Origin of the sequence: Nocardiopsis sp. L17-MgMaSL7 (assembly GCF_003182025.1) — a bacterium.
Lineage (GTDB): Bacteria > Actinomycetota > Actinomycetes > Streptosporangiales > Streptosporangiaceae > Nocardiopsis > Nocardiopsis prasina.
In genome coordinates this window covers 185,725-211,186 of record NZ_QGTF01000007.1, presented here as the reverse complement: position 1 = coordinate 211,186, position 25,462 = coordinate 185,725, and the positions used below count along the sequence as shown (strand labels likewise).

The window sequence follows — 25,462 nt, the reverse complement described above, 5'->3', positions numbered from 1 at the left end:
GTGACGATCAGTTGTGAGTTTTGCGTGAACTCGTCCCGCGCCCGCGGTCAGGCCTTGAGCTGGAACACGAGCTGGTCGACGCTGCCGACATGGTCGCCGCGCAGGTTCGCCTTGTACCAGCCGGGCTGGGCCTTGGCGCCGCCGTCTCGGCAGTCCGTGAAGGAGCGCTCCAGGTCCCAGGAGACCGTGTACTCGTGCGGTCGGCCCTGGGAGAGCTGACGCTCCTCCTTGCTGTTGCCCTTGGCGCAGTCCGCGGAGGAGTAGATCCGGTCGTCGCCGGAGTCCAGCCTGAGCTCGAACGCCTCGGGACCGACGTCCACGGTGCACGTCTGCTCGGCGACGTTGACCACGGTCACCTTGAACTCGGGCTTGGCGCCGCCCCCGTACACCTCCCGCTCCTTCTCCGCGAAGTCGAAGGTGACCACGACGTCCTGCGGACGGCAGTGGTCCTCGGGGCGCTCGGGGGCCGGGGCGTCGGCCGATCCCCCACCGGAACCGCCACCGGAGCCCTCGTCGTCCCCCTCGCCCTCGGACGGCGACGCGGACGGTGACGGGGACTCCGACGGGGAGGGCGAGGCTGACGGGTCGGCGTCCTCTTCGTCGGTTTCGGCCTCGGAGGGCTCCTCGGCTGGGACACTGGAGGAGGCCTCGGGTTCCTCGATGGACGCCTGGGAGCCCGCTGGCTCGCCGTCGTCGGAGGAGTTCTGGAAGGCGAGCGCGACCAGAGCGAACACCAGCATCACGCCAGCCAGGACGAAGGCGCGTCGCTTCCAGTAGGTCTCACGGCTGACGGGTGCTGGTTGTCCGGTACTTGACGCCATGGGCCGTAGTATTGCGGTTTTGCGTGCCACCCACCTACTCAACCCGCCGATTTCCCGTTAAAGATGAGCGATAACCCTTACAGCACCGCCGTTCTGGCGTGGTACGAGTCCAACGCCAGGGACCTGCCCTGGCGCCGCCCCGAGGCCTCGGCCTGGTCCATCCTGGTCAGCGAGATCATGCTCCAGCAGACTCCCGTCGTGCGGGTGCTCCCCGCGTGGGAGGCCTGGATGGAGCGCTGGCCCACCCCCGCCCACCTGGCCAAGGTGCCCTCCGGCGAGGCGGTTCGCATGTGGAACCGGCTCGGCTACCCGCGCCGGGCGCTGCGCCTGCACGCCTGCGCCGTCGCCATCACGGAGGAGCACGGCGGCGAGGTCCCCGACGACCACGCGACCCTTCTGTCCCTTCCGGGGATCGGCGCGTACACGGCGGCGGCGGTCGCGAGCTTCGCCTACGGACAGCGGCACGCCATTCTGGACACCAACGTGCGCCGGGTCCTGGCCAGGACCGAAACGGGGATCGAGTACCCGCCGAAAACCCAGACCAAGGCGGAGACCGCCCTCGCCGAGACGCTCCTGCCGCCGACGCCCTCCGTCGCGGCCCGATGGGGCGTGGCGGTGATGGAGTTGGGAGCACTGGTCTGCACCGCCCGGTCGCCGCGCTGCGCGGACTGCCCCCTCGCCGGACAGTGCGCCTGGAAGCTCGCCGGGAAACCCGCGTACGACGGCCCGCCCCGGCGCGGACAGACCTACGCGGGTACCGACCGCCAGGTGCGCGGCAAGCTCCTGGCGGTGCTGCGCGCCTCACACGAACCGGTGCTCAAGGACGCCCTGGACGCGGTGTGGGACGACGGCGTACAGCGCGAGCGAGCCCTGGACGCCCTGGTTTCCGACGGACTGGTCGACCCCCTGGACGACGGCCGCTACGCCCTGCCCGGGTAGCGGAACCGCACGGTTGACGGGCCCCCGGCCGGCGCCGGGAGCCCGGCCGGGCCCGTCCGCGCACCTCGCGCGGCCTCAGTTCATCCGGGCCCCGACCTCTCCGGCCCCCTCGGCGTCGAACTCCGCCTGGGTGCCGTCGAAGGCGCCGCTGCACGGAGCGCCGGGCTCGGGAGCGTAGGGGCTCTGCTCGTACTCCAGGAGGAAGTCCGCCAGGCGCGGGTCGGCCGGGTCGTCCAGCTTGAGCTGGGCGCCCCAGGCCGAGGCCACCACGGGTGACGGCAGGTCCTCCATCGGGCTGACCAGCACGTACGAGCCCTCCGTGTGGTGCTCGGTCAGCGTCGCCACCTCGTCGTCGGACAGTGCGGGATCGTGGGTGATCCACACCGCCCCGTGCTCCAGGGAGTGGACGGCCGCCTCCGTCAGGACCGGCTCGTCGTACACCCCGCAGTTCTGCCAGAAGCCGTAGTGCTCCCCGCCCACCGGCGGGAACTGCTCGTAGTCGACGGTCACGCCCGTCTCCACGTGGTCCTTGGACAGGTCCTCGAAGGTCTCGACGCCCTCGGTCCGCGCGCCTCCGGACCCGCCGGAACCATCCGAGCCGCTCGCCTGGTCCGGCCCCGCGTTGCCGTCGTACAGCCAGAAGGCGCCGAGGACCGTTCCGGCCACCAGGACCAGCGCCAGGCCGACCCCGCCGATGATCCACGGAGCGGCCGAACGGCCGCCGGGCGCGGGCGCTCCGGGGTGCCCGTACGGCGGCTGGCCGGGCGGCGGGCCCTGGGGCGGCTGGCCGGGGTGCGCGAACCCGGGCGGCGGACCCTGGTACGCGTAACCGGGCGGGGGTCCCTGCGGCGGGTGTCCCGGACCGGGCGGCGGGCCCTGGGGGTACTGGCCCTGCGGGGGCGGGCCCTGCGGGTACTGGGCCTGCGGGGTCGGACCCTGCGGGTACTGGCCCTGAGGGGGGTGCGGGGGCCACGGCCCCTGCGGCACGGGACCGGGGGGCGGACCCTGGCCCGCCGGAGGCCCCTGAGGGGCGTCGTGCGGCCCCGAGGGGCCGTGCGGGAACGGGGAACCGAGGGACGCCGACTGCGGCGGCTGGGAGCCGTCTGGGCGGGGTTCGTTTGGATTGGCCACGGACGGCACCCTAGCGTCCGACCGCCTTCCCTCGCTTCGGGAAACGACGAAGGGGGCACCCCCGAAGGGATGCCCCCGTCCTCAGACCACCGCCGGTACGGGACCGGCTGGGTCCACTACTCGCCCTTGGCGGCGGACTCCACCTCGGGGGTGTCCGGCACCGCGGCGGGCTTCGGCACACCCTTGAAGGTGAACTTCGCGTCCGTGCCCTCGCCCTCGGCGTCGATCACGACGATCTGACCCGCCTTGATGTCGCCGAAGAGGATCTTCTCGGAGAGCTGGTCCTCGATCTCCCGCTGGATCGTGCGACGCAGCGGCCTCGCGCCCAGGACCGGGTCGAATCCGCGCTCGGACAGGATCTGCTTCGCCTTGGGGCGCAGCTCGATGCCCATGTCCTTCTCCTTGAGCCGGTTGTCCAGGCTCGTGATCATCAGGTCGACGATCTGGAAGATCTCCTTCTCCGTCAGCTGGTGGAAGACGATGACGTCGTCCACACGGTTGAGGAACTCCGGCCGGAAGTTGGTCTTGAGCTCCTCGCTGACCTTCGCCTTCATCCGCTCGTAGTTGGTGTTGGCGTCGTCCTCCTTGGCGAAGCCCATGGCCTGGCCCTTGGAGATGTCCCGCGTACCCAGGTTGGTCGTCATGATGATGACCGTGTTCTTGAAGTCGACGTTGCGACCCTGGGCGTCGGTGAGACGACCCTCCTCCAGCACCTGGAGCAGAGAGTTGAAGATGTCGTTGTGGGCCTTCTCGATCTCGTCGAACAGGACCACGGAGAACGGCTTGCGGCGCACCTTCTCGGTGAGCTGGCCGCCCTCCTCGTAACCGACGTAGCCGGGCGGGGAACCGAACAGCCGCGAGACCGTGTGCTTCTCCATGAACTCGGACATGTCCAGCTGGATCAGCGAGTCCTCGTCCCCGAACAGGAACTCGGCCAGGGTCTTGGACAGCTCGGTCTTACCCACACCGGACGGACCGGCGAAGATGAACGAACCACCGGGGCGCTTGGGGTCCTTCAGACCGGCGCGGGTACGGCGGATCGCCTGGGAGAGCGCCTTGATGGCGTCCTCCTGGCCGATGACCCGGCGGTGCAGCTCGTCCTCCATGCGCAGCAGGCGGGAGCTCTCCTCCTCGGTCAGCTTGAAGACGGGGATGCCGGTGGACGCGGCCAGGACCTCGGCGATGAGCTCCTCGTCGACCTCGGCCACGACGTCCATGTCGCCGGCCTTCCACTCCTTCTCCCGCTGCGCCTTCTTGTTGAGAAGCTGCTTCTCGTCGTCGCGCAGGGACGCGGCCTTCTCGAAGTCCTGCTCGTCGATGGCCGATTCCTTGTCGCGGCGCACGCCGGCGATCTTCTCGTCGAACTCGCGCAGGTCCGGCGGAGCGGTCATCCGGCGGATGCGCATCCGGGAGCCGGCCTCGTCGATGAGGTCGATCGCCTTGTCCGGCAGGAACCGGTCGCTGATGTAGCGGTCGGCCAGCTGCGCGGCGGCCACAAGGGCGCTGTCGGTGATGGAGACCCGGTGGTGGGCCTCGTAGCGGTCACGCAGACCCTTGAGGATCTCGATGGCGTGCGTGATCGTCGGCTCGTCCACCTGGATCGGCTGGAAGCGGCGCTCCAGCGCGGCGTCCTTCTCCAGGTACTTGCGGTACTCGTCGAGCGTGGTCGCACCGATGGTCTGGAGCTCACCCCGGGCCAGCATGGGCTTCAGGATGGAGGCGGCGTCTATGGCACCCTCCGCCGCGCCCGCGCCGACCAGCGTGTGCAGCTCGTCGATGAAGAGGATGATGTCACCGCGGGTGCGGATCTCCTTGAGCACCTTCTTGAGGCGCTCCTCGAAGTCACCGCGGTAGCGGCTGCCCGCGACCAGGGCGCCCAGGTCGAGCGTGTACAGCTGCTTGTCCTTGAGCGTCTCGGGGATCTCACCCTTGACGATCTTCTGCGCGAGCCCCTCGACCACGGCGGTCTTACCGACACCGGGCTCACCGATGAGCACCGGGTTGTTCTTGGTGCGCCGTGAGAGCACCTGCATGACGCGCTCGATTTCCTTGTCCCGGCCGATGACCGGGTCGAGCTTGGACTCACGCGCGGCCTGCGTCAGGTTGCGGCCGAACTGGTCCAGCACCAGCGAGGTGGAGGGGGTGGACTCGGAGGAGGCACCGGTGGCCTGCGGCTCCTTGCCCTGGTAGCCGTGCAGCAGCTGGATGACCTGCTGGCGGACACGGTTGAGGTCCGCGCCGAGCTTCACGAGGACCTGGGCGGCGACGCCCTCGCCCTCGCGGATCAGGCCCAGCAGTATGTGCTCGGTACCGATGTAGTTGTGGCCGAGCTGAAGCGCCTCGCGCAGCGACAGCTCAAGGACCTTCTTGGCGCGCGGGGTGAAGGGAATGTGTCCCGACGGCGCCTGCTGGCCCTGACCGATGATCTCCTCGACCTGCTGCCGAACCGCTTCGAGGCTGATACCAAGGCTCTCGAGAGCCTTGGCGGCGACACCCTCACCCTCGTGGATGAGGCCGAGCAGGATGTGCTCCGTACCGATGTAGTTGTGGTTGAGCATCCTGGCTTCTTCCTGAGCCAGAACCACCACTCGCCGCGCGCGGTCGGTAAACCTCTCGAACATGTCTCGTCGCTCCTCTACAGAGCGGTCAGGCAGGGACGGCGATGACCGACCCGACTCTTCCGCATATAGGCCCCACAGGGATTAACCGCCCCGGGGAGCACTGTCGCACCCGCCCACCCTTCCGGCGGCTGCCGACAGGGTGGACGTCTCCGTACGGCCGACCGCAGCCGTCCGTGCCAGAGACTTTCCCCGACGATAGGGCGTTCACCCAACATCCAACTACCAATTGGCGCGTCAGATTTCCCTGTACGCCGAAGGCGAACGGCCCGGGACTCCCATCCATCACGAGAGTGCCCGGGCCGCACGTGCGTAAGCCGGATTGTCGGCTCTAAGCGAACAAGCGGAAGCCGTGTTGTTCTTCAAGCGGAAATGGACCGAACCATCTCCCGGAGTGACCCTGGTGACCCGGGACGACCCGCGTGCGTGCCACCCCGGCGGCGGGCCGGGGGGCCGGACTCTCTCGCTCGCGGGCTCCTGTCGGCGGTGCCGCGACCGCGACCGCGACCTCGCGCCGACACGCCGGTGTACCGGGCCGCCTCGTGGGCGGGGGTACCGCGCGTGTCACGTCATCCGCGTCGCTCTCCGCCTTCGGTGAACGCCGGGGACCACGGGTCCATTCCGAAGCCTCCCCGGCCTCGGGTCGGGATCCGTGCCCACAGGGCCTCACGTTCATCGGCGCGCCCTCTCGTCCCGGTGTCACAGGCCTCGGGAACCGGGCCTCGGGACGAACGGGTTCGGGACACCGCGTCGGTGACGCATGGGGCGAAATGTCGACCAGGACCCACCCCTATTCCGCCGCGTAGCGGCGGCAAACCTAACCCTTGACGGCCTCGTATTCGGCGACGATGGCCGCGGGGATACGGCCGCGCTCATTGACGGGCTTCCCTGCGGCCTTCGCCCAGGCGCGAATCTCGGCGCTGCGCTCACGGCTGGGAGCATTCCGGGTACCGCGACGAGCGGTACCGCGTGCCTGCTTCGCGGGGGCCTTGCGGGAGGCCTCAATGAACGGAGTAAGAGCCTCACGGAGCTTGGCGGCATTACCCGCGCTGAGGTCGATTTCGTACGTCGATCCATCGAGACCGAACGTCACCGTCTCCTCGGCCTCGCCGCCGTCGAGGTCGTCGACCAGGAAAACCTGGACCTTCTGTGCCATGGAATCAAACCTTTCAGCAGAGCGGTGTCTCCACACCTGAATATAAAGCTATCTCGCGAGAACGCGAAAGACAATTCCCGGCGTGCCAGAAATCACCTGGACCCGGGGCGACGAGATTCGGGGTCGCCGGAGCAGCGCGGGGCCGGCGAGTTGGCCCGCACACGCTGACCCCCGGCGCCGTGGGCGCTGGGGACCGGGTTCAGCGAGGCACAGTATCTAACGGGCCTCGGATTCGGTACGTTCCCCATCCTGGGCAATCGGCGTCTCGTTCGTCGCCTTGGTCTCGTCGACCCCGGCCGCGTCGTTGTCGACCGCGGCCTCCTCATCCTTGGCCGCGTCGCTGACCAGGCTTCCGTCCATCCTGCGCGGGGCCATCTCCTTGCGCAGCAGCTTGATGACGAAGGCACAGAACACGGTCGCGACAACCACGGGCGGGATGAGCGCGGACAATACGTCGATCAGTCCAGGGGGAAGCACCGATGACAAAAAGTCACCCATCGAAGCGGCCTACCCTTCCTGGTTGTTACTTATTGCAGCAAATACCCGACTCAGTGTCGGGCCTGCCGTGGGGGATGGCGCTCCGGCACCGCCGGGCAAACGCATACCAGACATCATAGACATCGTTTGCCCCCCGACTTGACACCGGACGTACCGAAGATGGTCCTTCAAAGCCTGATGGTGGCCAATGTCCGGTCGACTGTTCCACCTCCGCGCGGAAGACCTCCGTCACGGAGTCGGGCGATCGCGGACGGTGTCCCAAAAATCCGGGATGCCGAACGTCCCGTCGTCACTTCACCGGGGAACCGGCGATCCTGACGGACGCAGGTACACATTACCTGCCTTGTTCCACACCCATACCACCCGGTGCGGTTAAGGACCTAGGGCCATCGGGGGATCCGGCGAACCGTTCCGAAGGCGAAGCCCGTCCCTATCCGGGACCCAAAAGCTTTAGCCGGACACGCTTGCCGGACTCCCGTCGAGGTGTACAAGCATCCGAGTGTTCCCCAGGGTGTTGGGTTTGACCCGCTCCAGGTCAAGGAATTCCGCCACGCCCTCGTCATAGGAACGCAGGAGTTCCTCGTAGACACGGAACGAGACCGGGGTGCCCTGGATCGGGGCAAAGCCGTGTTTGGCGAAGAAACCGGTCTCGAATGTCAGACAGAACACACGGCGTACGCCCAACTCGCGGGCCGCGTCCAGCAGTTCGGTCACGATTCGGTGTCCGACGCCGAAACCGCGCAGGGAGGGGTCCACGGCGACGGTGCGCACCTCGGCGAGGTCCTCCCAGAGCACGTGGAGGGCGCCGCAGCCGACCACCCTGAGCTCACCCTCCGGCTCGGCGTGTGCGCCGGGCGCCGGCTCGGGAACGCTCTCCGCCTCGGCCACCCAGAACTCCTGGATGTCCTCGTAGAGGTTGACGGTGCTCTTGGAGAGCACGCGGCGGTCGACGGAGTAGGTGTCGACGAGGCGGCGGATGTGGGTCACGTCACGCGTCCTGGCGCGACGGATCCGGACATGACGAACGGGCATAGCCGGACCAGACTACGCCCAAGCGACCTCCCACCGGAACGCTCCTCATCCGGTGGTCGAAAGCTCGGCCTGCTGGGCCGGTATGCCCGCGGTGTCTCCCGGCGGTCGCCGGGTGGCGTCAGATCAGATGAGCTGACGCCTCGCGGCCCACACGACCGCCTCGATGGGTGTGTTCACGCCCAGCACGTCGCAGATGTTGCGAATGCGACGCCGCAGGGTCCGGGCGCTGAGCTCGAGGTGCCGAGCGGCCACTTCGGTGGTGACACCGGTGGCGATCTCGGCGAGCAGTTCGAGCTCCTCGTGACTCAGCTCGACCGGCGTGTAGGGGCCGTTGAACGCGTTCTCGCGCGACCGGGCCTGCAGGGGAACGACGTTCTCCCTGTGCTCCCGTGGCGAGAGGGTGTTCTGGTCCTCAACGGTACGTCGTACGAGTGTGGCCTGTTCCACTCCGTCCTCCCTCATCCATGTGAGTGCGGAACATCAACTCGTCACCGAGGAGTCAAGCGCGTCGACTGGCTGTCGGCGCGGGTGAGTCCCGACCACCCCGACCGCCCCCGGAGCCCCTCTGGCACAGGGGTGGGAGTAGGAGGGGAGCACGAGACACACGGACCCCGGGCGTCGCGGTCTGGGACGGACAGACCTCGTCGTGGATACGTGTGCGGCGGGTTGTCCGGATCGTGTCTCGACCCGGGCCCCGGCTCACCGTTGTTCTCGATCACTTCGGCAAACTCGCGGACCGAAGTCCGCCCTCAGCACGCTAAGCGGAGCGGATGATACCGTCAAGGCCCAATAAATCACCATGCGTGATGATGCAAAGCCCGTGCGTCACAAGTTCACGCGTCGGGAAATATCCTCCCCAGCCTGACCTGCGTAAACAATCTCCAACTTTATCGGGGCTCCGATAACTCAACTTTCAAGGGAAAAACCGGGCTCTTCCCCACAGGACATGCTGTTCTGGCGGGTGGTTTGTTCCGTCTGGCCGGAAAGTGAGCCGAGTCTCGTGGCGTCGGACACATTTGCGCTCTCGCTGGCATCCACGACTCGGGGCCGCCGCACCTGAGGTGCGACGGCCCCGACTCCCACTTTTCGGTCATCCCGCTACAAGGGTTTCGCTTTTTCCCCTTCCCTCCTCGGGATCGGGGAACGCGCCCTAGTCCCCGGAGGGCTTGACGATCGGGAAGAGCACGGTCTCCCGGATGTTCTTTCCAGTGAAGGCCATGAGCAAACGGTCGATACCGATCCCCACACCGCCGGTGGGAGGCATGCCGTACTCCAGCGCGCGCAGGAAGTCCTCGTCGAGCTGCATCGCCTCGGGGTCGCCGTCGGCGGCCATCAGCGACTGCTCGGTCAGGCGGCGGCGCTGCTCGACCGGGTCCACCAGCTCGGAGAAGCCCGTGCCGAGCTCCATGCCGAACCCGATCAGGTCCCACTTCTCGGTGAGCAGCGGGTCCTCGCGGTGCTGACGAGTCAGCGGACTGGTCTCCAGAGGGAAGTCGCACACGAACGTGGGCTGGACGAGCGTGTGCTCCACCAGCTCCTCGAAGACGTGCTCCACCAGCTTGCCCTGACCCCACTCGTGGCTGTACTCGACGCCCTTGGCCTCGGCCAGGCGACGGACCTCCTCGATCGGCGTCCTCGGGGTGACCTCGGCACCCAGGGCCTCCGAGACCGAGCCGTACAGCGTGACGCGCGGCCACTCCCCGCCCAGGTCGAAGGTCTCGCCGTCACGCTCGATCGTGGTGGAGCCGAAGACCGCGCGGGCGGCCTCCTGGATGAGCTCGCGGGTCACCTCCGCCACGTCGTCGTAGTCGGCGTAGGCCTGGTAGAACTCCAGCATCGTGAACTCGGGGTTGTGCGTGGAGTCCGCGCCCTCGTTCCGGAAGTTCCGGTTGACCTCGAAGACCTTCTCCAGGCCGCCCACGACCAGGCGCTTCAGCGACAGCTCGGGGGCGATGCGCAGGTAGAGATCCATGTCGTAGGCGTTGATGTGCGTGACGAACGGGCGCGCGGTGGCGCCGCCGTGCACGCGCATGAGCATCGGGGTCTCGACCTCGATGTAGTCGCGGGAGCTCAGCCCCTCGCGGATCGCCCGGATGGCGGCCGAACGGCTGCGCACCATCTGCTGCGACTCGGGGTTCACGATGAGGTCCACGTAGCGCTGGCGCACCCGGGCCTCGGGGTCGGTCAGGCCCTTGTGCTTCTCCGGGAGCGGGCGCAGGCACTTGGCCGTCAGCGTCCAGTCGCTCACCAGGATGGAGAGCTCGCCGCGGCGGGAGGTGATGACCTCGCCCTCCACACCCACGTGGTCACCGAGGTCGACGTCGGCCTTCCAGGCGTCCAGGCCCTCCTTGCCGACCTGGTCCAGGGACAGCATGATCTGCACGTCCCCGGTCTCGTCGCGCAGGGTCGCGAAGCACAGCTTGCCGCCGGAGCGGTAGAGCATGACGCGACCGGCGATGGCGACCTTCGCGCCGGTGTGGGTGTCGGGCTCCAGGCCCTGGTGTTTCTCACGCACGGGACCGATCGACGTCGTCCGCGGGTAGTTCACGGGGAAGGGGTCGGTGCCCTCCTCCCGGAGACGGTCCAGCTTCTGCCGCCGGACCCGCATCTGTTCGGGCAGGTCGTCATAGTCGTCGTGCGTGTCATTCACGGGCCCGATCCTACCGGCGCCAGCGCCCCCGAGGGCACCGAGCGAGCGGGAGCGCGGTGGTGGGGCCCGGGTGCGGACGGGCGGGTGGGCGCGGGGCCGCCCACCCCTGGGTCAGCCGGCGTTGCGCTCGAAGACCAGGCGCAGCCCGGTGAGGGTGAGCCAGGGTTCGTGGACGTCGACGGTCTCGCACTCGCCGACCACCGTTCCCGCCAGGCCGCCGGTGGCGACCACCGTCACGTCGTCCGGGTTGTCCGTCAGCTCCGCGACCATGCGGTCCACGATGCCGTCGACCTGCCCGGCGAACCCGAACACGATTCCCGAGCGCAGCGCCTCCGTGGTGTTCTTGGCGATCGCGGAGCGCGGCCTCACGATCTCGACCATGTGCAGCTGCGCCCCGCGCCGGGAGAGGGCGTCCACCGAGATGTCGATGCCCGGGGCGATGGCGCCGCCCACGTACTCGCCCTTGGAGCTCACGGCGTCGAAGGTGGTCGCGGTCCCGAAGTCCACCACCACGCTGGGCCCCCCGTAGAGGTGGCTGGCGGCCAGCGCGTTGATGATCCGGTCGCTGCCCACCTCCTTGGGGTTGTCCATGCGGATCGGCACGCCCGTCTTCACCCCCGGTTCGACGATCACCGCGGGCCGGTCGCCGAAGTGGCGGCGGAACATGTCCCGCATCTCGTGCTGGACCGAGGGGACCGAGCAGCACATCGCGATGCCGTCGATCTCGCTCTGGTCGTTCAGGGAGCTGCCGTCGATGAGCCCGCGCAGGACCACCGCCCACTCGTCCGCGGTGCGTCTGGTGTCGGTTCCCACTCTCCAGTGTTCGAGAAGGTCGTCGGAGTCGAAGAGACCGAAGACCGTCTCGGAGTTGCCGACGTCGATCGCGAGCAGCATTCTGGGGGCCTCACTGGTCGAATTGGTGTGTACCCAAGGAATCTTCCACCAAGTGGCTCCCTCACAACAGGTCGAGCGCGATATCCAGTGCCGGGCTGGAGTGGGTGAGCGCCCCGACCGCCAGGTAGTCGACTCCGGTGCGGGCGACGTCGGCGGCCACGTCGAGGGTGAGTCCACCGCTGGACTCCAGGCGGGCGCGGCCGTCCACGAGTGCCACGGCCTCGGTCAGCCGCTCCACGGGGAAGTTGTCCAGCAGGATCTCCTCGGCCCCGGCGGACAGCGCGTCCTCGATCTGGTCGATCCGGTCCACCTCCACCTCCAGGGGCAGGTCCGGGAAGCGCGCGCGGATGGCGCGGACCGCCTCGGCCACTCCCCCGGCGGCGACCACGTGGTTGTCCTTGACCAGCCCGGCGTCGCTGAGGCAGTAGCGGTGGTTGACCCCGCCGCCGCAGCGGACCGCGTACTTGTCGAGCGCGCGCAGCCCCGGGGTGGTCTTCCGGCTGTCCCGGATCCGCGCCCCGGTACCGGCCACGGCATCCACCCAGGTGCGCGTGGCGGTGGCGATGCCGGACATGTGGGTGAGCAGGTTGAGCGCGGTGCGTTCGGCGGTGAGCAGGTCACGGGTACGGGCGGTGACGGTCATGAGCACGTCGCCGCGCTTGACGGAGTCGCCGTCCCTGGCCACCCGGGAGACGTCCACGGCGCCCTCGGCCACCATCCAGAAGACGAGTTCCGCGAGGGGGAGCCCGCTGACGGTGCCGTGGGCGCGGGCCACCACGTGGGCGGTGCGGACCTGGTCGGCGGGGATGGTGGCCACGGTGGTGACGTCGATCCGGGGACCGGCGGTGAGGTCCTCCGCGAGGGCGCGGCGGACGGTGTCCACGTGGGACTGGTGGGGGGCGGTCCACGGAAGCGTGAACTCGGCGCGCGCCTCGGGCGCGGGGTCGGGCTGGGCCAGGGGGAGGGCGATGGCGTCGAGTTCGGCCACGAGGGCGGGCGGCAGCGACGCCTCCCGGATCTCGTCGGTGGTCACGATCGTTTCCCCTTCCAGTCGGACGACCACGGGCCGCACGCGCAGCTCGGGCCGGGGTTCGGGTGTGTCGGCGCGCTGGTGCGCGCCCCGGCTCTCGGTGCGGTGGAGCGCGGCGGCCGCCACGAGGCGCGCCACCGTGAGCAGGTTGGTGGCCTCCCATGCGGCGACGTCCGGGGCGACGTGCGCGGCGGGGGCCGCCAGTGAGTCGAGCCGGTCGACCAGCGCGGCCAGTCCCTGGCCGGTGCGCAGGACCCCGGCGTCGCGGGACATCAGGGCGCGGACCGTGGCGGAGGTGGCCGGGTCGACCAGCGGTGTGGTGGCCCCGGTGGTCCGCGCGGTCCCCGGGTTCCGCTCCGGGCCCCGGGCCAGGCGGTCGGCGATCCGGTCGGCGTAGACCAGCCCCTCCAGGAGCGAGTTGGAGGCCAGGCGGTTGGCCCCGTGCACGCCGGTGCGGGCCACCTCGCCCACCGCCCACAACCCGGGGACCCCGGTGCGGCCGTCGATGTCGACCTCCACCCCGCCGGACGCGTAGTGCGCCGCCGGAGCCACCGGGATCACCTGGGTGAGCGGGTCGATGCCGTGGGAGCGGCAGGAGGCGAGGATGGTCGGGAAGCGGCGCTCCCAGGTGGCCCGGCCGAAGTGCCGGGTCTCCAGGAACACGTGGTCGGTGTCCTGTTCGGCCATGGTCCGGGCGATGGTGCGGGCCACGACGTCGCGGGGGGCGAGGTCACCGAGCTCGTGCACCCCCTCCATGATCCGGCGGCCCTCGGCGTCGACGAGGTAGGCGCCCTCGCCGCGCAGGGCCTCCGAGACCAGGGGCTGGCGGCCGCGCGCGTCCGGGCCGAGCCAGAGCACGGTCGGATGGAACTGGATGAACTCCAGGTCGCGCAGGCGGGCCCCGGCGCGGGCGGCGAGCGCGAGGCCGTCACCCGTGGACACGGTCGGGTTGGTGGTGGCGGCGAAGACCTGTCCCATCCCCCCGGTGGCCAGCACCAGGGCGGGGGCCAGGACGGCGCCGACGCCGTCGCGCTCCCCCTCCCCCATGACGTGCAGGGTGGCGCCGAGCACCGCGCCGCCGTCCGGGTCGCGCAGGGCGTCCAGGGCCACCGCGTGTTCGACGACCTCGATCCGTTCCTCGGACAGGACCGCCTGGACCAGGGCCCGCTGGATCTCGGCTCCGGTGGCGTCGCCGCCCGCGTGGGCGACCCGGTCGGCGCGGTGTCCGCCCTCGCGGGTCAGGGACAGCTCCCCGTCGTCGTCCCGGTCGAACTCGGCGCCGAGGGAGATGAGCCAGCGCAGCGCGTCGGGCCCCTCGGTGGCCAGGACGTGCACCGCGTGGGGGTCGCACATCCCGGCCCCGGCCAGGAGGGTGTCGACCATGTGGGCGACCGGCCCGTCCTCGGGGGCCATGGCCGCGGCGATGCCACCCTGGGCGTAGGCGGTGGAGCCCGTCGAGAGCCGGTCCTTGGTGACCAGGACGACCCGGCCCGTTCCGGTGCGGCGGACGTAGCGCAGGGCGGTGCTCAGGCCCGCGATGCCCGAGCCGACCACGGCCACGTCGGCGTGGACGGTCCACCCCGGTTCCGGGGCCTCGATCCGGGTCTGTCTGGCAGGTGTCATCTTGGTTCTCTTTTGGGGGCTGTGGCGGACGGCGGCTGGGGCGTGGCGGTCACGGCTGGAGGGGCACTGTCACGTTGTCGATGAGCCGGGTGCGGCCCACCCTGGCGGCCACGGCCAGGACGGCGTCGCCCCGGTGGTCGTCGGCCGCGTCGGCGAAGGTCGCCGGGTCGACCAGCGCGAGGTAGTCGAGTTCGACCGGCGGGGAGGCCCGGGCGGCCTCGTCCAGGACGGCGCGGGCCGCCGCGCGTACGGCCACGGCGCCTTCGGACGCGGCGTCGGCGCCCGCGCGCAGGGCCCGGGACAGGGAGAGGGCGCTCGCGCGGTCGGCCTCGGAGAGGTAGACGTTGCGGCTGGAGGAGGCCAGGCCGTCGGGCTCGCGGAGGGTGGGGGCGCCGACGATCTCCACCGGGAGGTCGAGGTCGGCGACCATGCGCCGGACCAGGGCGATCTGCTGGGCGTCCTTGGCCCCGAAGACGGCGAGGTCCGGTCGGACCAGCTGGAACAGCTTGGTGACCACGGTGAGGACGCCGGTGAAGTGGCCGGGGCGTGAGGCGCCCTCAAGGCGTTCGCCCATGGCCCCGGCGTCCACGGTGACCATCTGCGGGCGCGGGTACATGGTGGCGGTCTCGGGGGCGAAGACCACGTCCACGCCCTCCTCGCCGCACAGCCGGGTGTCGCCGGGCAGGTCGCGCGGGTACTGGTCCAGGTCCTCGTCCGGGCCGAACTGGAGGGGGTTGACGAAGACGCTGACCACGACGGTGTCGGCCCGTTCGCGGGCCAGCCGCATGAGGCTGCGGTGGCCGCCGTGGAGCGCGCCCATGGTGGGGACCAGCCCCACCCGGCCCGCGTCGGCCAGGGCGCGGCGCAGTTCCTCGGAGGTGCGGACGACGAGCGGACCGTCTTCGCGGTCGGGCCGGGCGGGATCGGTCATGGTTCTCCTTGGTGGTCTGCCGGGTCCGCGTCGAGTCCGGGCCGTGGCCGGGTACCCGTGCTTGTGCCGGTGGACGTCGTGGTCGCGGCGGCGCCCCGCCGTGGGCGGGCGCGCCCCGCGGTCGGAGGGCGGCCTCCCGGGGTCCGGCTCGGTCTCCGGGGTGCCGGCGGGGTCAGCGACGCAGGACGTCCAGCAGACGGGCGGCGTCCTCGGGTTTGAGCATCCCGGCGTTGATGGCGCGGTCCGCGGTGAGCCGGGCCAGCTCGACATAGCTGGCGACGCTCTCGGGTGCGTGTTCCCGCAACTGTTCGACGTGTCCGGCCACGGTGCCGGCGTCGCCGCGCAGGACCGGTCCGCTCAGGCCGTGGATGCCCAGGCGCAGGGCGTTGTCCAGGGCCGCGCTGAGCATGGGGGCGAGCAGGCGCGCGGGTTCGGGCACCCCCGCGGCGGTGAGCAGGGAGGCGCTGTCGGCGACGAGGGTGACCAGGTGGTTCGCCCCGCCCGCGAGGGCCGCGTGGTAGAGGGTGCGCTTTTCCTCGGCGATCCACACCGGTTCGGCGCCCATCTCGACCACGAGGGCCTCGGCGATGGGGCGGAGCTGCTCTGGCGCGGTCACGCCGAAGGCGCAGTTGGCGAGCCGCTCGACGTCCTCGTCGCGGCCGGTGAAGGTCATGGCCGGGTGCAGGGCCAGGGGGAGCGCGCCGACGACGGTGGCGGGGGCCAGGATCCCGTACCCGTGGGCGCCGCTCGCGTGGACGAGGATCTTGCCGCGCAGGTCGGTGCCGGTCGCGGCCAGGCCCTCGACGAGGTCGGCGAGGGCGTCGTCGGGGACGGTCAGCAGGACGAGGTCGCTGGCCTCCGCCACCCGGGCGGGTTCGAGGAGGCGGGCGCCGGGGAGCCGTTCCTCGACCCTGGCCCGCGAGGCGTCGGAGACCGCCGAGGCGGCCACGACCCGGTGCCCGGCCCGTGACAGGGCGACGCCCAGGACGGAGCCGACCCGGCCCGCCCCGATGACGCCGACTCGCAGGCGGGCGGGACGCCCTTCGGTCGTCTCCATGAATCGTGTCCCCTCGTGGTCCGGTGCGTCCGCTTCACCTCGCACCGTGCTCTGAGCACACGATAGCCCGCCCGTACCGCTGACCAGCCGCCCCGCCCCCGGGGAAGGGGGCGGGGCGGCCGGGTGACACGGAGAGGGGCGAGTGAGGACACCCGCCCCTCGTCGTCAGTTCTGGATGATGACCCCGGAGTTGAAGCAGGAGCCCAGCGACTGGCCGAGGACGGCGTTCGAGTTGCCGCAGCCCTCGTTCTCGGCCTCCAGGTCCTTGATGTGGGTGAAGTTCCCACTGGCGTAGGTGTGGTGCGGGGTCCAGTGGCCCGCGTGCGCCGCGGCGGGGGCGGCGGAAAGGAGGACTCCGGCGGAGGCGAGGAGCACGGCACCGGTGGCGAGCGTCTTCTTCAGCACTACTTGTCTCCTTCAGTGTCCGGACGGGGGGACCGACCGAACTCGCAGTGACCCTTCGGTGGCGCCCGGGGGCGTCGAGATGAAGCTATCGACGCGCGACCCCCATGGAAATGCCCTGAACTGCATTGATCACAGAACATCGGCCTATGTTCACACCAGGTGACCGAACGTCCCGGTGCCGATCGGGACAAAGACGGGGACTTCGACCCCGGAGGCGTGTGCGCAGCGTGACCGGGCTGCGGGGTTCCAGCCAGGCACCAATCCCGGTTCCGGGTGTGCAACCACCGCCGGGGACCGACTCCCGGAGTCGGCCGACCCCGGACACGCGAAAGGGCGCCACTCCGTCGTCACGGAGTGGCGCCCCTGCGCGGAAAGCTCGCTGGCCCTGGACCGGGTCGGATCAGCCGGGACGTCTCCGGCCGGACACCCCCGCCCGGGCGGGCCGGGAAGTCGTTCCTACTACCAGTTCTTGACGCTGGCGCCGGAGTCGGTGCAGTTCGCGCCGGAGACACCCAGGATGGAGATCGAGTTGCCGCAGACGTTGATCGGCGCGTCGACGTCCACAACGGCCTGGTTGCCGCTCAGGATGCCGCCGTTGCCGGAGGTGAAGACGTTGCTGTTGGCCATGGCAGGAGTGCCGGCGAACAGGACGCTGCCAGCGGCAGCGGCGATGGCCGTGGCGGCGAGAGCCTTCTTCAGCATGTGTTTTCTCCCGTCAGCCGGTCAGCGGGGGCGCCAACCGGTCGATAACGTTGACGATGTGTATGACAGTGAACACTCAACGTGTTCACCACTATTTAGCCATAGGCCGTCGCCGTCCGTGGCCGAAACACGAAAGAGTTTTCCGGTCCTGACCTGGAAGTATCACCACGAGTGAGAAGACATGTCGGACATGCAACGCCGAATCGGAACCCCCGTGGCCCCACAATGTGACACACACCACACTCAGCTCTCGGGGGTGTCGCCGTTCGAACCCTCCGTTTTCTCACCCTCGTTCCGGCCGGTCACCGATCCTCCGTGCATGGTTGCCCGGGTAGCCCACCGTTCCGTTCCCGCAGAGGGCACCCTGGCCCGTCTTCCGTACTCCACCAGGGCGTCCAGTAAACGGCGTCCCTCCCCCGCATTCCGGTCGGTCGCACGCGCCGAGACCGGCCCCGGTGGGATGTCCACGTCGACGGTGACCCTGCCCCTCAGCTGCGCGATCGGCCCGGCCGACAGCCGCAGCGCCTGCATCCGCTCCACCGGCACGATCTCCGTGACCCGGCACAGGAACCCGCGCACGCTCACGAACAACCGTTCGTCCACCCCCACCGCGTGCGGCAGCGGGCCCCGGTTGTCCACCAACGGCACCAGTGCCGCCTCGCTCTCCGGGAACACCTCGTTCACCAGGGCGAAGGCCCTCCCCCGCGGCGCCACCGGCAGCAGTGCCGTCGAGTCGGCCTGGCGCGCGCCCGCGTAGCCCGCCACAGTCGCCTCGACCCTCGCCACGCCCAGCGCCCGCCACAGCAGCGGCTCCACCACGCGAACGGCCTGCACGCGGCCGGGAGGAACCGTCTGCATGCGCCGCTGGAACATCCCGTAGCGCAGCCGCAGCCCGTCCGAGGACGAGGACGCGTAGAAGTCCGTGTAGCGCGCCAGCGGTCCCCAGTAGTAGCGCAGCAGCCCGAGGACGAGCGGGACCGCCCCGGCCAGCGCCCCCGGTTCGAGGAACACCACGAACGCGGTCAGGAGCAGGAGCAGCAGGACGAACGACAGCAGCACCGGCACACGGAAGGTCAGTGCGCCCAGGAGCAGCAGGAAGGGAAGCCGGTAGAAGGGCCACTCGGGTGCCTCGGGCGCGCGCCCGGGCAGACCGGCCGCGTGCGCCAGCACCGCCACCCGCAGCCGCTCGGCCACCCTCCACCGCAGGCAGCGCAGCCGGATGGCGCTCCCGTCACCCCCGGCCAGCTCGACCCGCAGCTCCGCCAGGCCGAACACCTGCATCAGCAGGGGGCGCACCACGTCCACCGCCTGGAGGCGGCTCAGCGGGATCTCCCGCGAACTGCGCAGGAACAGGCCGCTGTGCACCACCAGGTGGTCCTCACGCAGCCCGAACGAGCCGTACCACCACGCGGGCAGCGCGTAGGCGAGGGAGCCGAACACCACCGCGAAGGCCAGGACGATCACCCAGGCGAGGCCGAACTGGCTCAGGATCGGCCCGACCAGCGCCACGAAGACGAGGGTGACCCCGAGGACCTGGAGCGGGATGATCAACCAGTGTGAGCGGAAGATCCCCGTGGTGACGTCGGCCGCCGGGTCCGGCCGCCGGGGCGGCACGGGCGGCGGAGCGCCCCAGGCGCCGTTCGGCGGCAGCATCGACGGCCCCCAGGCGGGCGGCGGCGGTCCGGAGCGGTGCGGTCCCTGCGGCCATGGGCCCCGCTGTGGCGGTCCGTGCACTTACAACCCCGTAGAGAAGGTCTCGCTGCGCGCCGCGAGCCGGTCGCGCAGCTGGACGGCGTCGGCCAGTGGAAGCCCCACCACCCGCGTGTCCGCCGTGCTCGCGGCGGTGCGCACGCGCACGGTCGCGATCCCCAGCGCCTGTTCGAGCAGGTCGGCGGTGACGTCCACGACCTGCATCCGGCCGTAGGGGACGACCACCAGCTGCCGCATCAGCACGCCGTAGGTGAGGTACAGCTCGGCGGACTCCTCGGCGTAGCCCCAGGAGCGCTGGAAGCGCCCGGCCAGGAGCCACAGCACGACGGCCGCCACCAGAACCGCCACCGCCCAGGTCACGGCCGCCCCCGGTCGGCCCGACAGGAACAGGAACAGGGCCCCGGCCGCGCCGACGGCCAGGCAGCACGCACCGGTCACGAGGCGGCGGTACCAGGCGAGCGCGACCGGAACCCGGGTCCAGTCGGTGTCCCCGGGTGCGGCGAAGGCGGCGTCCACGGGGCGCCGCGGCGGGTCGGACCCCTCCGGCGCCGGTGATGTCGGTTCACTGGTGTCCACGGGCTCAGTCAACCATCAGCGGGCAAGCCCCGCCCGAAACGGCTCGGCCGGAACCCGGAGTCGTCCGTGTTCCGCCCCCGTCCCGGGCGGGGCCCCACCCCTCAGCTCACTCCTAGGCGAGCCCCGGTGTGTCGTTCCGGTCCTCGTCGTCGTCCTCCGGCACCCGGCAGGCGTGCTCCAGGTAGAGGGCGGCGGCCAGCAGCAGACCGGCGGCGAGCGCCGTCCCCAGCGCTGTCAGGAACACCTCACGGTGGCTGGGCAGCTCCAGCCGGTCGGAGACGGCCAGCGCGGTCCCCGCGAAGTACCCCGCGGCCAGCGAGGCGAACAGCGCGCTCGCCTTCGCCAGGGCGAGCAGGCGGGCCGCGCCGAGCGGCTCCATCGGCTCGGTCCCGGGCGCCCGGCGCACACGGCGCGCCGTGCGACCGGCGGTGAACCCCTCCGCGAGGGCCAGCAGCAACAGGGTCGGGGTCGCCGACCACGGCATCAGCGGCAGGCCGCTCACCGTGTTGGCGACCAACAGCCCCAGCAGCGCCCCGAGGAGCGCCAGCAGGGTCGGGACGCGCCACCCGGTCGGGGTCAGCGTGCCCCCGCCCTCACCCGACACGTGCGTCCTCCCCTGGCAGCGTGAGCCTCAGGTCCTCCCGGACGGTCAGCTCCTGCTCGCCCCTGGTGTCCGCCTCCTCCACCCCGGCCAGCAGGGCGGCGACCGGCGCCCGGCCGGGCAGGACCGCGCCGGGGTCCGTGTCCAGCCAGGGGCGCAGCACGAACGCGCGCAGGTGCGCGCGCGGGTGCGGCAGCGTCAGCTCCGGATCGTCGTCGGTCGTGTCCCCGAAGGCGATGACGTCCACGTCCAGGGTGCGCGGCCCCCACCGAACCTCGCGGACCCGCTCGAAGGCGCGCTCGGCGGACCGGGCCAGCTCCAGCAGCTCCTTCGGAGTGCCGGTGGTGTCCACGACCAGGACCGCGTTGAGGAACGCGCCCTGGTCGGGCCCGCCCACCGGGGCCGTCTCGTAGACCGGGGAGGCCGTCACCGGGGTGACGCCCTCCCCTGCCGACAGCAGGTCCACCGCACCCTGGAGGGTGGCCATCCGGTCCCCGAGGTTGGAACCCAGGGAGAGCACGGCACGCGCCACCGCCGGACTCACCGCTGCCCCCGCTCGCCCCGGGTGACGGTGACCGACACGTCCGCGAACTCGTGCTCGATGGGCGCCGACGGCTTGTGCACCGTCAGCTCCACCCCTCGCACCAGGGACTCGGCCAGGCACACCCCGGCCAGGCGCTCGGCCAGGGTCTCGATCAGGTTCACCGGTTCACCGGTCACGACCGCGACCAGCCGGTCGGCCAGCTCGCCGTAGTGGACGGTGTCGGCGACGTCGTCGCTCTTCGCGGCGGTCGCCGTGTCCAGGTACAGCACGGCGTCCACGACGAAGTCCTGCCCCTCGCGGCGCTCGAAGTCGAACACCCCGTGGTGGCCCCGGGCCCGGAGGCCGCGGAGCTCGATGCGGTCCCGCATCAGTCCTCGGCCTCCGCCTCGTCGTCGTCCTCCATCAGCACCGGGGAGGCGTGGTGCGACCACAGCCGCCACCCCTGGTCGGTGTCGACGAACAGGTTGGTGGTGACCACCTGCCCGCCCGCCACGAAACCGGGGCTGCCGTCCTCCGCCGTCAGTACGTTCTCCTCGCATGTCACCATGGCGATGTCACCGCCCACCCCGATGTGCGTCTCGGTGAGCACGTACTGGATGTAGGTGACGTTGGCCATGATCAGCGACCAGGCGCGCATGATCTCGGTGCGGCCGCGCAGGAGCGGCCAGCCCGGGTTGACGCACACCAGGTCGGGGGCCTCGTGCTCCTCGGCCCACACGGTGCGCATCAGGTCGATGTCACCGTTCTCGATGGCGCTGTAGAACTGCGCGTTGGCCTCGGCCACGCGCTCCATGACCTCCTGGCGGGACTTCACGCGTCACCCCGGTCCACGGTCTGGTCCCGGCCCTCGGCGAGGCTGGCCCCGCCGTCGGCCCAGGCCGCCGCCACGCGCACCGCGTCGGCGTTCGGACGGACGTCGTGCACCCGGACCGCCCAGGCGCCGCGGTCCGCGGACAGGGTGGTCACGGCCGCGGTGGCCGCGTCGCACTCGACGAACGGGCGGTCCTCGCCCTTGGCGTCGCCGAGCAGGCGGCTGAGGAAGCGTTTGCGTGATCCCGCCACCAGGACGGGCCGGCCCAGTTCGTGGAACCGGTCGAGATGCCGGAGCAGCGCCCAGTTGTGCGCCTGTTCGGGGCGCTTGGAGAATCCCAGGCCCGGGTCCAGAACGATCTGGCCGGGGTCGACACCTGCACTGATCATGGCCTCCATACGGTCGCGGAGTTCATCGAGGACCTCCTGGACGACATCCGTGTACACGGCACGGCTCTGCATGTCATGACTATGCCCACGCCAGTGCATCAACACGTAGGCCACACCGGAAGAAGCGACGAGTCGGCCCATCTCGGGGTCGGCCAGCCCGCCGCTGACGTCGTTGACCAGCACCGCGCCGGCCTCCACCGCGCTCGCGGCGACCTCGGCCCGCATCGTGTCCACACTGACCGCGACTCCGCGCGCGGCGAGTTCGCGCACCACGGGTTCGACCCGGCGCAGCTCCTCGGGGGCCGAGACCCGTTGGGCCCCGGGGCGGGTGGACTCACCGCCCACGTCGACGATGTCCGCGCCCTCCTCGACGAGGCGCAGACCGTGTTCGATCGCGCGCTCGGGGTCGAACCAGGACCCGCCGTCGGAGAAGGAGTCGGGGGTGACGTTCACGACCCCCATGACCAGGCACCGCCCGTGGTCGGGCAGCCCCGGAAGTGTGTGTTTCGGCGCCATGCGCATCACCCTACGCGTACGCCGAGGGGCCGGGGGCACACGGCCCCCGGCCCCTCGGCGGTGGTGTCGGAGTTCGGACCCGGCACGGTCCCGAAGCGGGTCAGCGCTGGTCGAGGATGAGGCTCATGACCTCGGAGCGGGTGCGGTCGCTGCTGCGGAAGATGCCCCGCACCGCGGAGGTGACCGTCTTGGCCCCGGGCTTGCGCACCCCGCGCATGGTCATGCACAGGTGCTCGGCCTCGACGACCACTATCACCCCGCGCGGGTCGAGGTGCTCCATGATGGCGTCCGCGACCTGGCCGGTGAGGCGCTCCTGCACCTGCGGGCGGCGGGCGTAGACGTCCACGAGGCGGGCGAACTTGCTCAGTCCGGTGATCCGGCCGTGCGGGCCCGGGATGTAGCCCACGTGCGCCACCCCGAAGAACGGCACCAGGTGGTGCTCGCAGGTCGAGTAGAGCTCGATGTCCTTGACCAGGACCATTTCCTCGTGGTCGGCCTCGAAGACCGTGGTGAGGACGTCACCGGGCTTCTGACCGAGCCCGGAGAACTGCTCCTCGTAGGCCCGGGCGACCCGCTCGGGGGTCTTCGTCAGGCCGTCGCGGTCGGGGTCCTCCCCGATCGCGATGAGGATCTCCCGAACCGCGTGCTCGATGCGCTCGCGGTCCACGGGTCTGGCGGGCAGGTCCGAGCTCACTCCTGGTCTCCTTCGGTGGTGGTGGTCGGCTCCGGGTGCTGACCGTTGCTGGACGGGCCCTGGACGTCGGCACCGTTCAGCGCGGCCATCTCCTTCTTGGAGCGGACCGGGGGCCGGTTGGAGGGCTGGCGCTTGCCGTAGCCGGTGTAGGACCCGCGGGTGGGCCGCTTGCGGACCGGCTCGAAGACCTCCAGCACCTGGGTCTTGGTGAGCGTCTCCTTCTCCAGGAGCTGGAGGACGAGCTCGTCGAGCACGTCGCGGTACTCCACGAGGACCTCGTAGGCCTCGTCGTGCGCGGACTCGATGAGGCGCCGCACCTCCTCGTCGATGAGGGAGGCGATCTCCTCGGAGTACTCGCGGGCGTGGGACATCTCCCGGCCCAGGAACGGCTCGGTGTTGCCGGAGCCGAACTTGCGGGCGCCCAGGCGCTCGCTCATGCCGTACTCGGTCACCATGTTGCGGGCCAGGCTGGTGGCCTTGTCGATGTCGTTCCCGGCGCCCGTGGTGGGCTCGTGGAAGACGAGTTCCTCGGCGGCGCGGCCGCCGAGCATCATGGCGAGCTGGTCCATCATCTGCGAGCGCGAGGTGAGGAACTTGTCCTCGGTCGGCACCGACATCGTGTAGCCGAGCGCGCGGCCGCGCGGCAGGATGGTGATCTTGTGGACCGGGTCGGCGTTGGGCAGCGCGTGGCCGACCAGGGCGTGACCGCCCTCGTGGTAGGCGATGACCTTCTTCTCGCGGTCCGACATCACGCGGGTCTTGCGCTCGGGACCGGCCATCACGCGCTCGATGGCCTCCTCGAGGACGGCGTGGGTGATGACCTTGCTGTCCGCGCGGGCCGACAGCAGGGCGCCCTCGTTGATGACGTTGGCCAGGTCGGCGCCGGTCATCCCGGAGGTCTGGCGGGCGATGACGGCGAAGTCGACGTCCTCGGCCATGGGCTTGCCCTTGGCGTGCACGGCGAGGATCTCCTTGCGGCCGTCCATGTCCGGACGGTCCACGACGACCTGGCGGTCGAAGCGGCCCGGGCGCAGCAGCGCCGGGTCGAGGATGTCGGGGCGGTTCGTGGCGGCGATCAGGATGACGCCGCCCTTGACGTCGAAGCCGTCCATCTCGACCAGCATCTGGTTGAGGGTCTGCTCGCGCTCGTCGTGCCCGCCGCCCATGCCGGCGCCGCGGTGGCGGCCGACCGCGTCGATCTCGTCGATGAAGATGATCGCGGGCGCGTTGGCCTTGGCCTGCTCGAACAGGTCGCGCACACGCGAGGCGCCCACGCCGACGAACATCTCGACGAAGTCCGAACCGGAGATGGAGTAGAACGGCACCCCGGCCTCACCGGCGACGGCGCGGGCCAGCAGGGTCTTGCCGGTTCCGGGCGGGCCCATGAGCAGCACGCCCTTGGGGATCTTCGCCCCCATCGACTGGAACTTCTCCGGGTTCTGGAGGAACTCCTTGATCTCGTGGAGCTCCTCGATGGCCTCGTCGGCACCGGCCACGTCCTCGAAGGTGTTCTTCGGGGTGTCCTTGGTGATGAGCTTGGCCTTGGACTTGCCGAACTGCATGACCCGGGAGCCGCCGCCCTGCATCTGGCTGAAGATGAACCAGAAGATGACGATGATGATGATCAGCGGCAGGAGGCTGAACAGGGCCGTGGTCCAGATCGGTGTGGTCGCCACCGAGACCTCGTAGGCCTTCAGGTTCCCGTCGGGGTTCTCGCTGGACTCCTGGAGCATGTCGGCCAGCTGGAGGCCCTGCCCCTCCACCCAGTAGGCCTCGAGGATGTCCTCGTCGACCGTGGTCAGTCGGATGCGCTGGTCGCGGTCGACGATCTCGGCGTTGTCCACCTCGTCCTGCTCGATGAGCTGGTAGACCGTCGAGATGTCGGCTTCCTCAGGCTGGGGACCGGCGCCCACGTCGAACACGCGGAAGCCGATGACGAGCATGAGGGCGACAGCCAGGATCCAGATCCACGGGCCGCGGAAAAAACGCTTCAGATTCATGTGAGCGGAACCCTGTCGGGTCCGTCCCTCCTGACCAGGCCGCCCGCCCCAGAGGAGTTTCCGAAGCAGGACCTATCGGACACGTGCTCCCTGCGATGACGCCGGGATATTCGACGGTACACCTCGCCGCACGG

The 25,462-nt window shown here is 70.5% G+C and carries 24 protein-coding genes; 1 reads left to right on the top strand and 23 read right to left on the bottom strand.

The genetic code is table 11. The features are described from left to right. Positions 1 to 47 precede the first annotated feature (47 nt). Positions 48 to 740, bottom strand: coding sequence for a hypothetical protein (locus BDW27_RS14530; RefSeq protein WP_199560666.1), 693 nt, complete (start codon positions 738 to 740; stop codon positions 48 to 50). Positions 741 to 884: 144 nt separating this feature from the next. On the opposite strand from BDW27_RS14530, the gene BDW27_RS14525 reads away from it, so the two are divergent. Then, the gene (locus BDW27_RS14525) at positions 885 to 1,760 is read left to right on the top strand and encodes an A/G-specific adenine glycosylase (RefSeq protein ID WP_110049657.1); all 876 of its coding nucleotides are present in this window, start codon (positions 885 to 887) and stop codon (positions 1,758 to 1,760) included. A gap of 75 nt (positions 1,761 to 1,835) precedes the next feature. On the opposite strand, the gene BDW27_RS28080 is transcribed toward BDW27_RS14525, so the two are convergent. The 22 genes from BDW27_RS28080 to ftsH form a co-directional block, all read right to left on the bottom strand. After that, a complete protein-coding gene (locus BDW27_RS28080; protein ID WP_304592352.1) occupies positions 1,836 to 2,891 on the bottom strand; it encodes a DUF3105 domain-containing protein in 1,056 nt (351 codons plus the stop codon). A 116-nt stretch (positions 2,892 to 3,007) separates the two neighbouring features. Continuing rightward, positions 3,008 to 5,512 (bottom strand): ATP-dependent Clp protease ATP-binding subunit, encoded by a 2,505-nt coding sequence (locus BDW27_RS14510; protein ID WP_083927449.1) that lies wholly within the window; start codon positions 5,510 to 5,512, stop codon positions 3,008 to 3,010. A gap of 814 nt (positions 5,513 to 6,326) precedes the next feature. Beyond that, positions 6,327 to 6,665, bottom strand: a complete 339-nt coding sequence (locus BDW27_RS14505; protein WP_017542917.1) for an Lsr2 family protein — start codon at positions 6,663 to 6,665, stop codon at positions 6,327 to 6,329. Between the two features lie 216 nt (positions 6,666 to 6,881). Beyond that, a complete protein-coding gene (locus tag BDW27_RS14500; protein ID WP_026128962.1) occupies positions 6,882 to 7,163 on the bottom strand; it encodes a hypothetical protein in 282 nt (93 codons plus the stop codon). Positions 7,164 to 7,613: 450 nt separating this feature from the next. Further along, the gene (locus tag BDW27_RS14495; protein ID WP_026128961.1) at positions 7,614 to 8,195 is read right to left on the bottom strand and encodes an amino-acid N-acetyltransferase; all 582 of its coding nucleotides are present in this window, start codon (positions 8,193 to 8,195) and stop codon (positions 7,614 to 7,616) included. Between the two features lie 123 nt (positions 8,196 to 8,318). Next, entirely contained in the window at positions 8,319 to 8,642 is a 324-nt protein-coding gene (locus BDW27_RS14490) for a LuxR C-terminal-related transcriptional regulator (protein ID WP_110049656.1), read from the bottom strand. A 703-nt stretch (positions 8,643 to 9,345) separates the two neighbouring features. After that, complete coding sequence (gene lysX / locus BDW27_RS14485) at positions 9,346 to 10,845, bottom strand: bifunctional lysylphosphatidylglycerol synthetase/lysine--tRNA ligase LysX (RefSeq protein ID WP_017542913.1); 1,500 nt, start codon at positions 10,843 to 10,845, stop codon at positions 9,346 to 9,348. A 111-nt stretch (positions 10,846 to 10,956) separates the two neighbouring features. Beyond that, positions 10,957 to 11,739 (bottom strand): type III pantothenate kinase, encoded by a 783-nt coding sequence (locus tag BDW27_RS14480; protein WP_017542912.1) that lies wholly within the window; start codon positions 11,737 to 11,739, stop codon positions 10,957 to 10,959. Between the two features lie 61 nt (positions 11,740 to 11,800). Then, complete coding sequence (locus tag BDW27_RS14475) at positions 11,801 to 14,392, bottom strand: L-aspartate oxidase (RefSeq protein WP_110049655.1); 2,592 nt, start codon at positions 14,390 to 14,392, stop codon at positions 11,801 to 11,803. Positions 14,393 to 14,441: 49 nt separating this feature from the next. Continuing rightward, positions 14,442 to 15,323, bottom strand: a complete 882-nt coding sequence (panC, locus tag BDW27_RS14470; protein ID WP_017542910.1) for a pantoate--beta-alanine ligase — start codon at positions 15,321 to 15,323, stop codon at positions 14,442 to 14,444. Between the two features lie 172 nt (positions 15,324 to 15,495). Further along, positions 15,496 to 16,380: a Rossmann-like and DUF2520 domain-containing protein gene (locus BDW27_RS14465; protein WP_110049654.1), complete on the bottom strand. Its 885-nt coding sequence runs from the start codon at positions 16,378 to 16,380 to the stop codon at positions 15,496 to 15,498. A gap of 165 nt (positions 16,381 to 16,545) precedes the next feature. Further along, the gene (locus BDW27_RS14460) at positions 16,546 to 16,785 is read right to left on the bottom strand and encodes a hypothetical protein (RefSeq protein ID WP_017542908.1); all 240 of its coding nucleotides are present in this window, start codon (positions 16,783 to 16,785) and stop codon (positions 16,546 to 16,548) included. A gap of 459 nt (positions 16,786 to 17,244) precedes the next feature. Next, on the bottom strand, positions 17,245 to 17,487 hold the full coding sequence (locus BDW27_RS14455; RefSeq protein WP_017542907.1) for a chaplin family protein: 243 nt from the start codon (positions 17,485 to 17,487) through the stop codon (positions 17,245 to 17,247). A gap of 243 nt (positions 17,488 to 17,730) precedes the next feature. After that, positions 17,731 to 19,140, bottom strand: a complete 1,410-nt coding sequence (locus BDW27_RS14450) for a PH domain-containing protein (protein ID WP_110049653.1) — start codon at positions 19,138 to 19,140, stop codon at positions 17,731 to 17,733. Positions 19,141 to 19,221: 81 nt separating this feature from the next. Continuing rightward, positions 19,222 to 19,773 carry a PH domain-containing protein gene (locus BDW27_RS14445; RefSeq protein WP_040693076.1) on the bottom strand — a complete coding sequence of 184 codons (552 nt, stop codon included), beginning with the start codon at positions 19,771 to 19,773 and terminating at the stop codon, positions 19,222 to 19,224. 112 nt (positions 19,774 to 19,885) lie between these two features. After that, positions 19,886 to 20,377 carry a DUF3180 family protein gene (locus BDW27_RS14440; RefSeq protein ID WP_110049652.1) on the bottom strand — a complete coding sequence of 164 codons (492 nt, stop codon included), beginning with the start codon at positions 20,375 to 20,377 and terminating at the stop codon, positions 19,886 to 19,888. Then, a complete protein-coding gene (folK, locus tag BDW27_RS14435) occupies positions 20,367 to 20,861 on the bottom strand; it encodes a 2-amino-4-hydroxy-6-hydroxymethyldihydropteridine diphosphokinase (RefSeq protein WP_051061244.1) in 495 nt (164 codons plus the stop codon). The genes BDW27_RS14440 and folK overlap by 11 nt, the downstream gene beginning before the upstream one ends. A gap of 53 nt (positions 20,862 to 20,914) precedes the next feature. Further along, positions 20,915 to 21,286 carry a dihydroneopterin aldolase gene (folB, locus tag BDW27_RS14430; protein ID WP_017542902.1) on the bottom strand — a complete coding sequence of 124 codons (372 nt, stop codon included), beginning with the start codon at positions 21,284 to 21,286 and terminating at the stop codon, positions 20,915 to 20,917. Continuing rightward, entirely contained in the window at positions 21,286 to 21,732 is a 447-nt protein-coding gene (locus BDW27_RS14425; RefSeq protein WP_017588276.1) for a nuclear transport factor 2 family protein, read from the bottom strand. The genes folB and BDW27_RS14425 overlap by 1 nt, the downstream gene beginning before the upstream one ends. After that, a complete protein-coding gene (gene folP / locus BDW27_RS14420; RefSeq protein WP_233515766.1) occupies positions 21,729 to 22,634 on the bottom strand; it encodes a dihydropteroate synthase in 906 nt (301 codons plus the stop codon). The genes BDW27_RS14425 and folP overlap by 4 nt, the downstream gene beginning before the upstream one ends. Positions 22,635 to 22,734: 100 nt before the next feature. Beyond that, positions 22,735 to 23,328 (bottom strand): GTP cyclohydrolase I FolE, encoded by a 594-nt coding sequence (gene folE / locus BDW27_RS14415; RefSeq protein ID WP_017542899.1) that lies wholly within the window; start codon positions 23,326 to 23,328, stop codon positions 22,735 to 22,737. After that, the gene (gene ftsH / locus BDW27_RS14410) at positions 23,325 to 25,328 is read right to left on the bottom strand and encodes an ATP-dependent zinc metalloprotease FtsH (RefSeq protein ID WP_110049651.1); all 2,004 of its coding nucleotides are present in this window, start codon (positions 25,326 to 25,328) and stop codon (positions 23,325 to 23,327) included. The genes folE and ftsH overlap by 4 nt, the downstream gene beginning before the upstream one ends. Positions 25,329 to 25,462 lie beyond the last annotated feature (134 nt).

What these genes read in the sequence shown, in the direction of transcription:
- BDW27_RS14510 (WP_083927449.1), bottom strand. Translation starts at nt 5,512, where the DNA reads ATGTTCGAGAGGTTTACCGACCGCGCGCGGCGAGTGGTGGTTCTGGCT.
- ftsH (WP_110049651.1), bottom strand. Translation starts at nt 25,328, where the DNA reads ATGAATCTGAAGCGTTTTTTCCGCGGCCCGTGGATCTGGATCCTGGCT.
- BDW27_RS14525 (WP_110049657.1), top strand. Translation starts at nt 885, where the DNA reads ATGAGCGATAACCCTTACAGCACCGCCGTTCTGGCGTGGTACGAGTCC.
- folP (WP_233515766.1), bottom strand. Translation starts at nt 22,634, where the DNA reads ATGGCGCCGAAACACACACTTCCGGGGCTGCCCGACCACGGGCGGTGC.
- BDW27_RS14495 (WP_026128961.1), bottom strand. Translation starts at nt 8,195, where the DNA reads ATGCCCGTTCGTCATGTCCGGATCCGTCGCGCCAGGACGCGTGACGTG.
- BDW27_RS14475 (WP_110049655.1), bottom strand. Translation starts at nt 14,392, where the DNA reads ATGACACCTGCCAGACAGACCCGGATCGAGGCCCCGGAACCGGGGTGG.
- folK (WP_051061244.1), bottom strand. Translation starts at nt 20,861, where the DNA reads ATGGCCACCCTCCAGGGTGCGGTGGACCTGCTGTCGGCAGGGGAGGGC.
- BDW27_RS14505 (WP_017542917.1), bottom strand. Translation starts at nt 6,665, where the DNA reads ATGGCACAGAAGGTCCAGGTTTTCCTGGTCGACGACCTCGACGGCGGC.
- BDW27_RS14500 (WP_026128962.1), bottom strand. Translation starts at nt 7,163, where the DNA reads ATGGGTGACTTTTTGTCATCGGTGCTTCCCCCTGGACTGATCGACGTA.
- BDW27_RS14450 (WP_110049653.1), bottom strand. Translation starts at nt 19,140, where the DNA reads ATGCTGCCGCCGAACGGCGCCTGGGGCGCTCCGCCGCCCGTGCCGCCC.
- folB (WP_017542902.1), bottom strand. Translation starts at nt 21,286, where the DNA reads ATGCGGGACCGCATCGAGCTCCGCGGCCTCCGGGCCCGGGGCCACCAC.
- BDW27_RS14530 (WP_199560666.1), bottom strand. Translation starts at nt 740, where the DNA reads ATGCTGGTGTTCGCTCTGGTCGCGCTCGCCTTCCAGAACTCCTCCGAC.
- BDW27_RS14480 (WP_017542912.1), bottom strand. Translation starts at nt 11,739, where the DNA reads ATGCTGCTCGCGATCGACGTCGGCAACTCCGAGACGGTCTTCGGTCTC.
- BDW27_RS14465 (WP_110049654.1), bottom strand. Translation starts at nt 16,380, where the DNA reads ATGGAGACGACCGAAGGGCGTCCCGCCCGCCTGCGAGTCGGCGTCATC.
- panC (WP_017542910.1), bottom strand. Translation starts at nt 15,323, where the DNA reads ATGACCGATCCCGCCCGGCCCGACCGCGAAGACGGTCCGCTCGTCGTC.
- BDW27_RS14455 (WP_017542907.1), bottom strand. Translation starts at nt 17,487, where the DNA reads ATGCTGAAGAAGGCTCTCGCCGCCACGGCCATCGCCGCTGCCGCTGGC.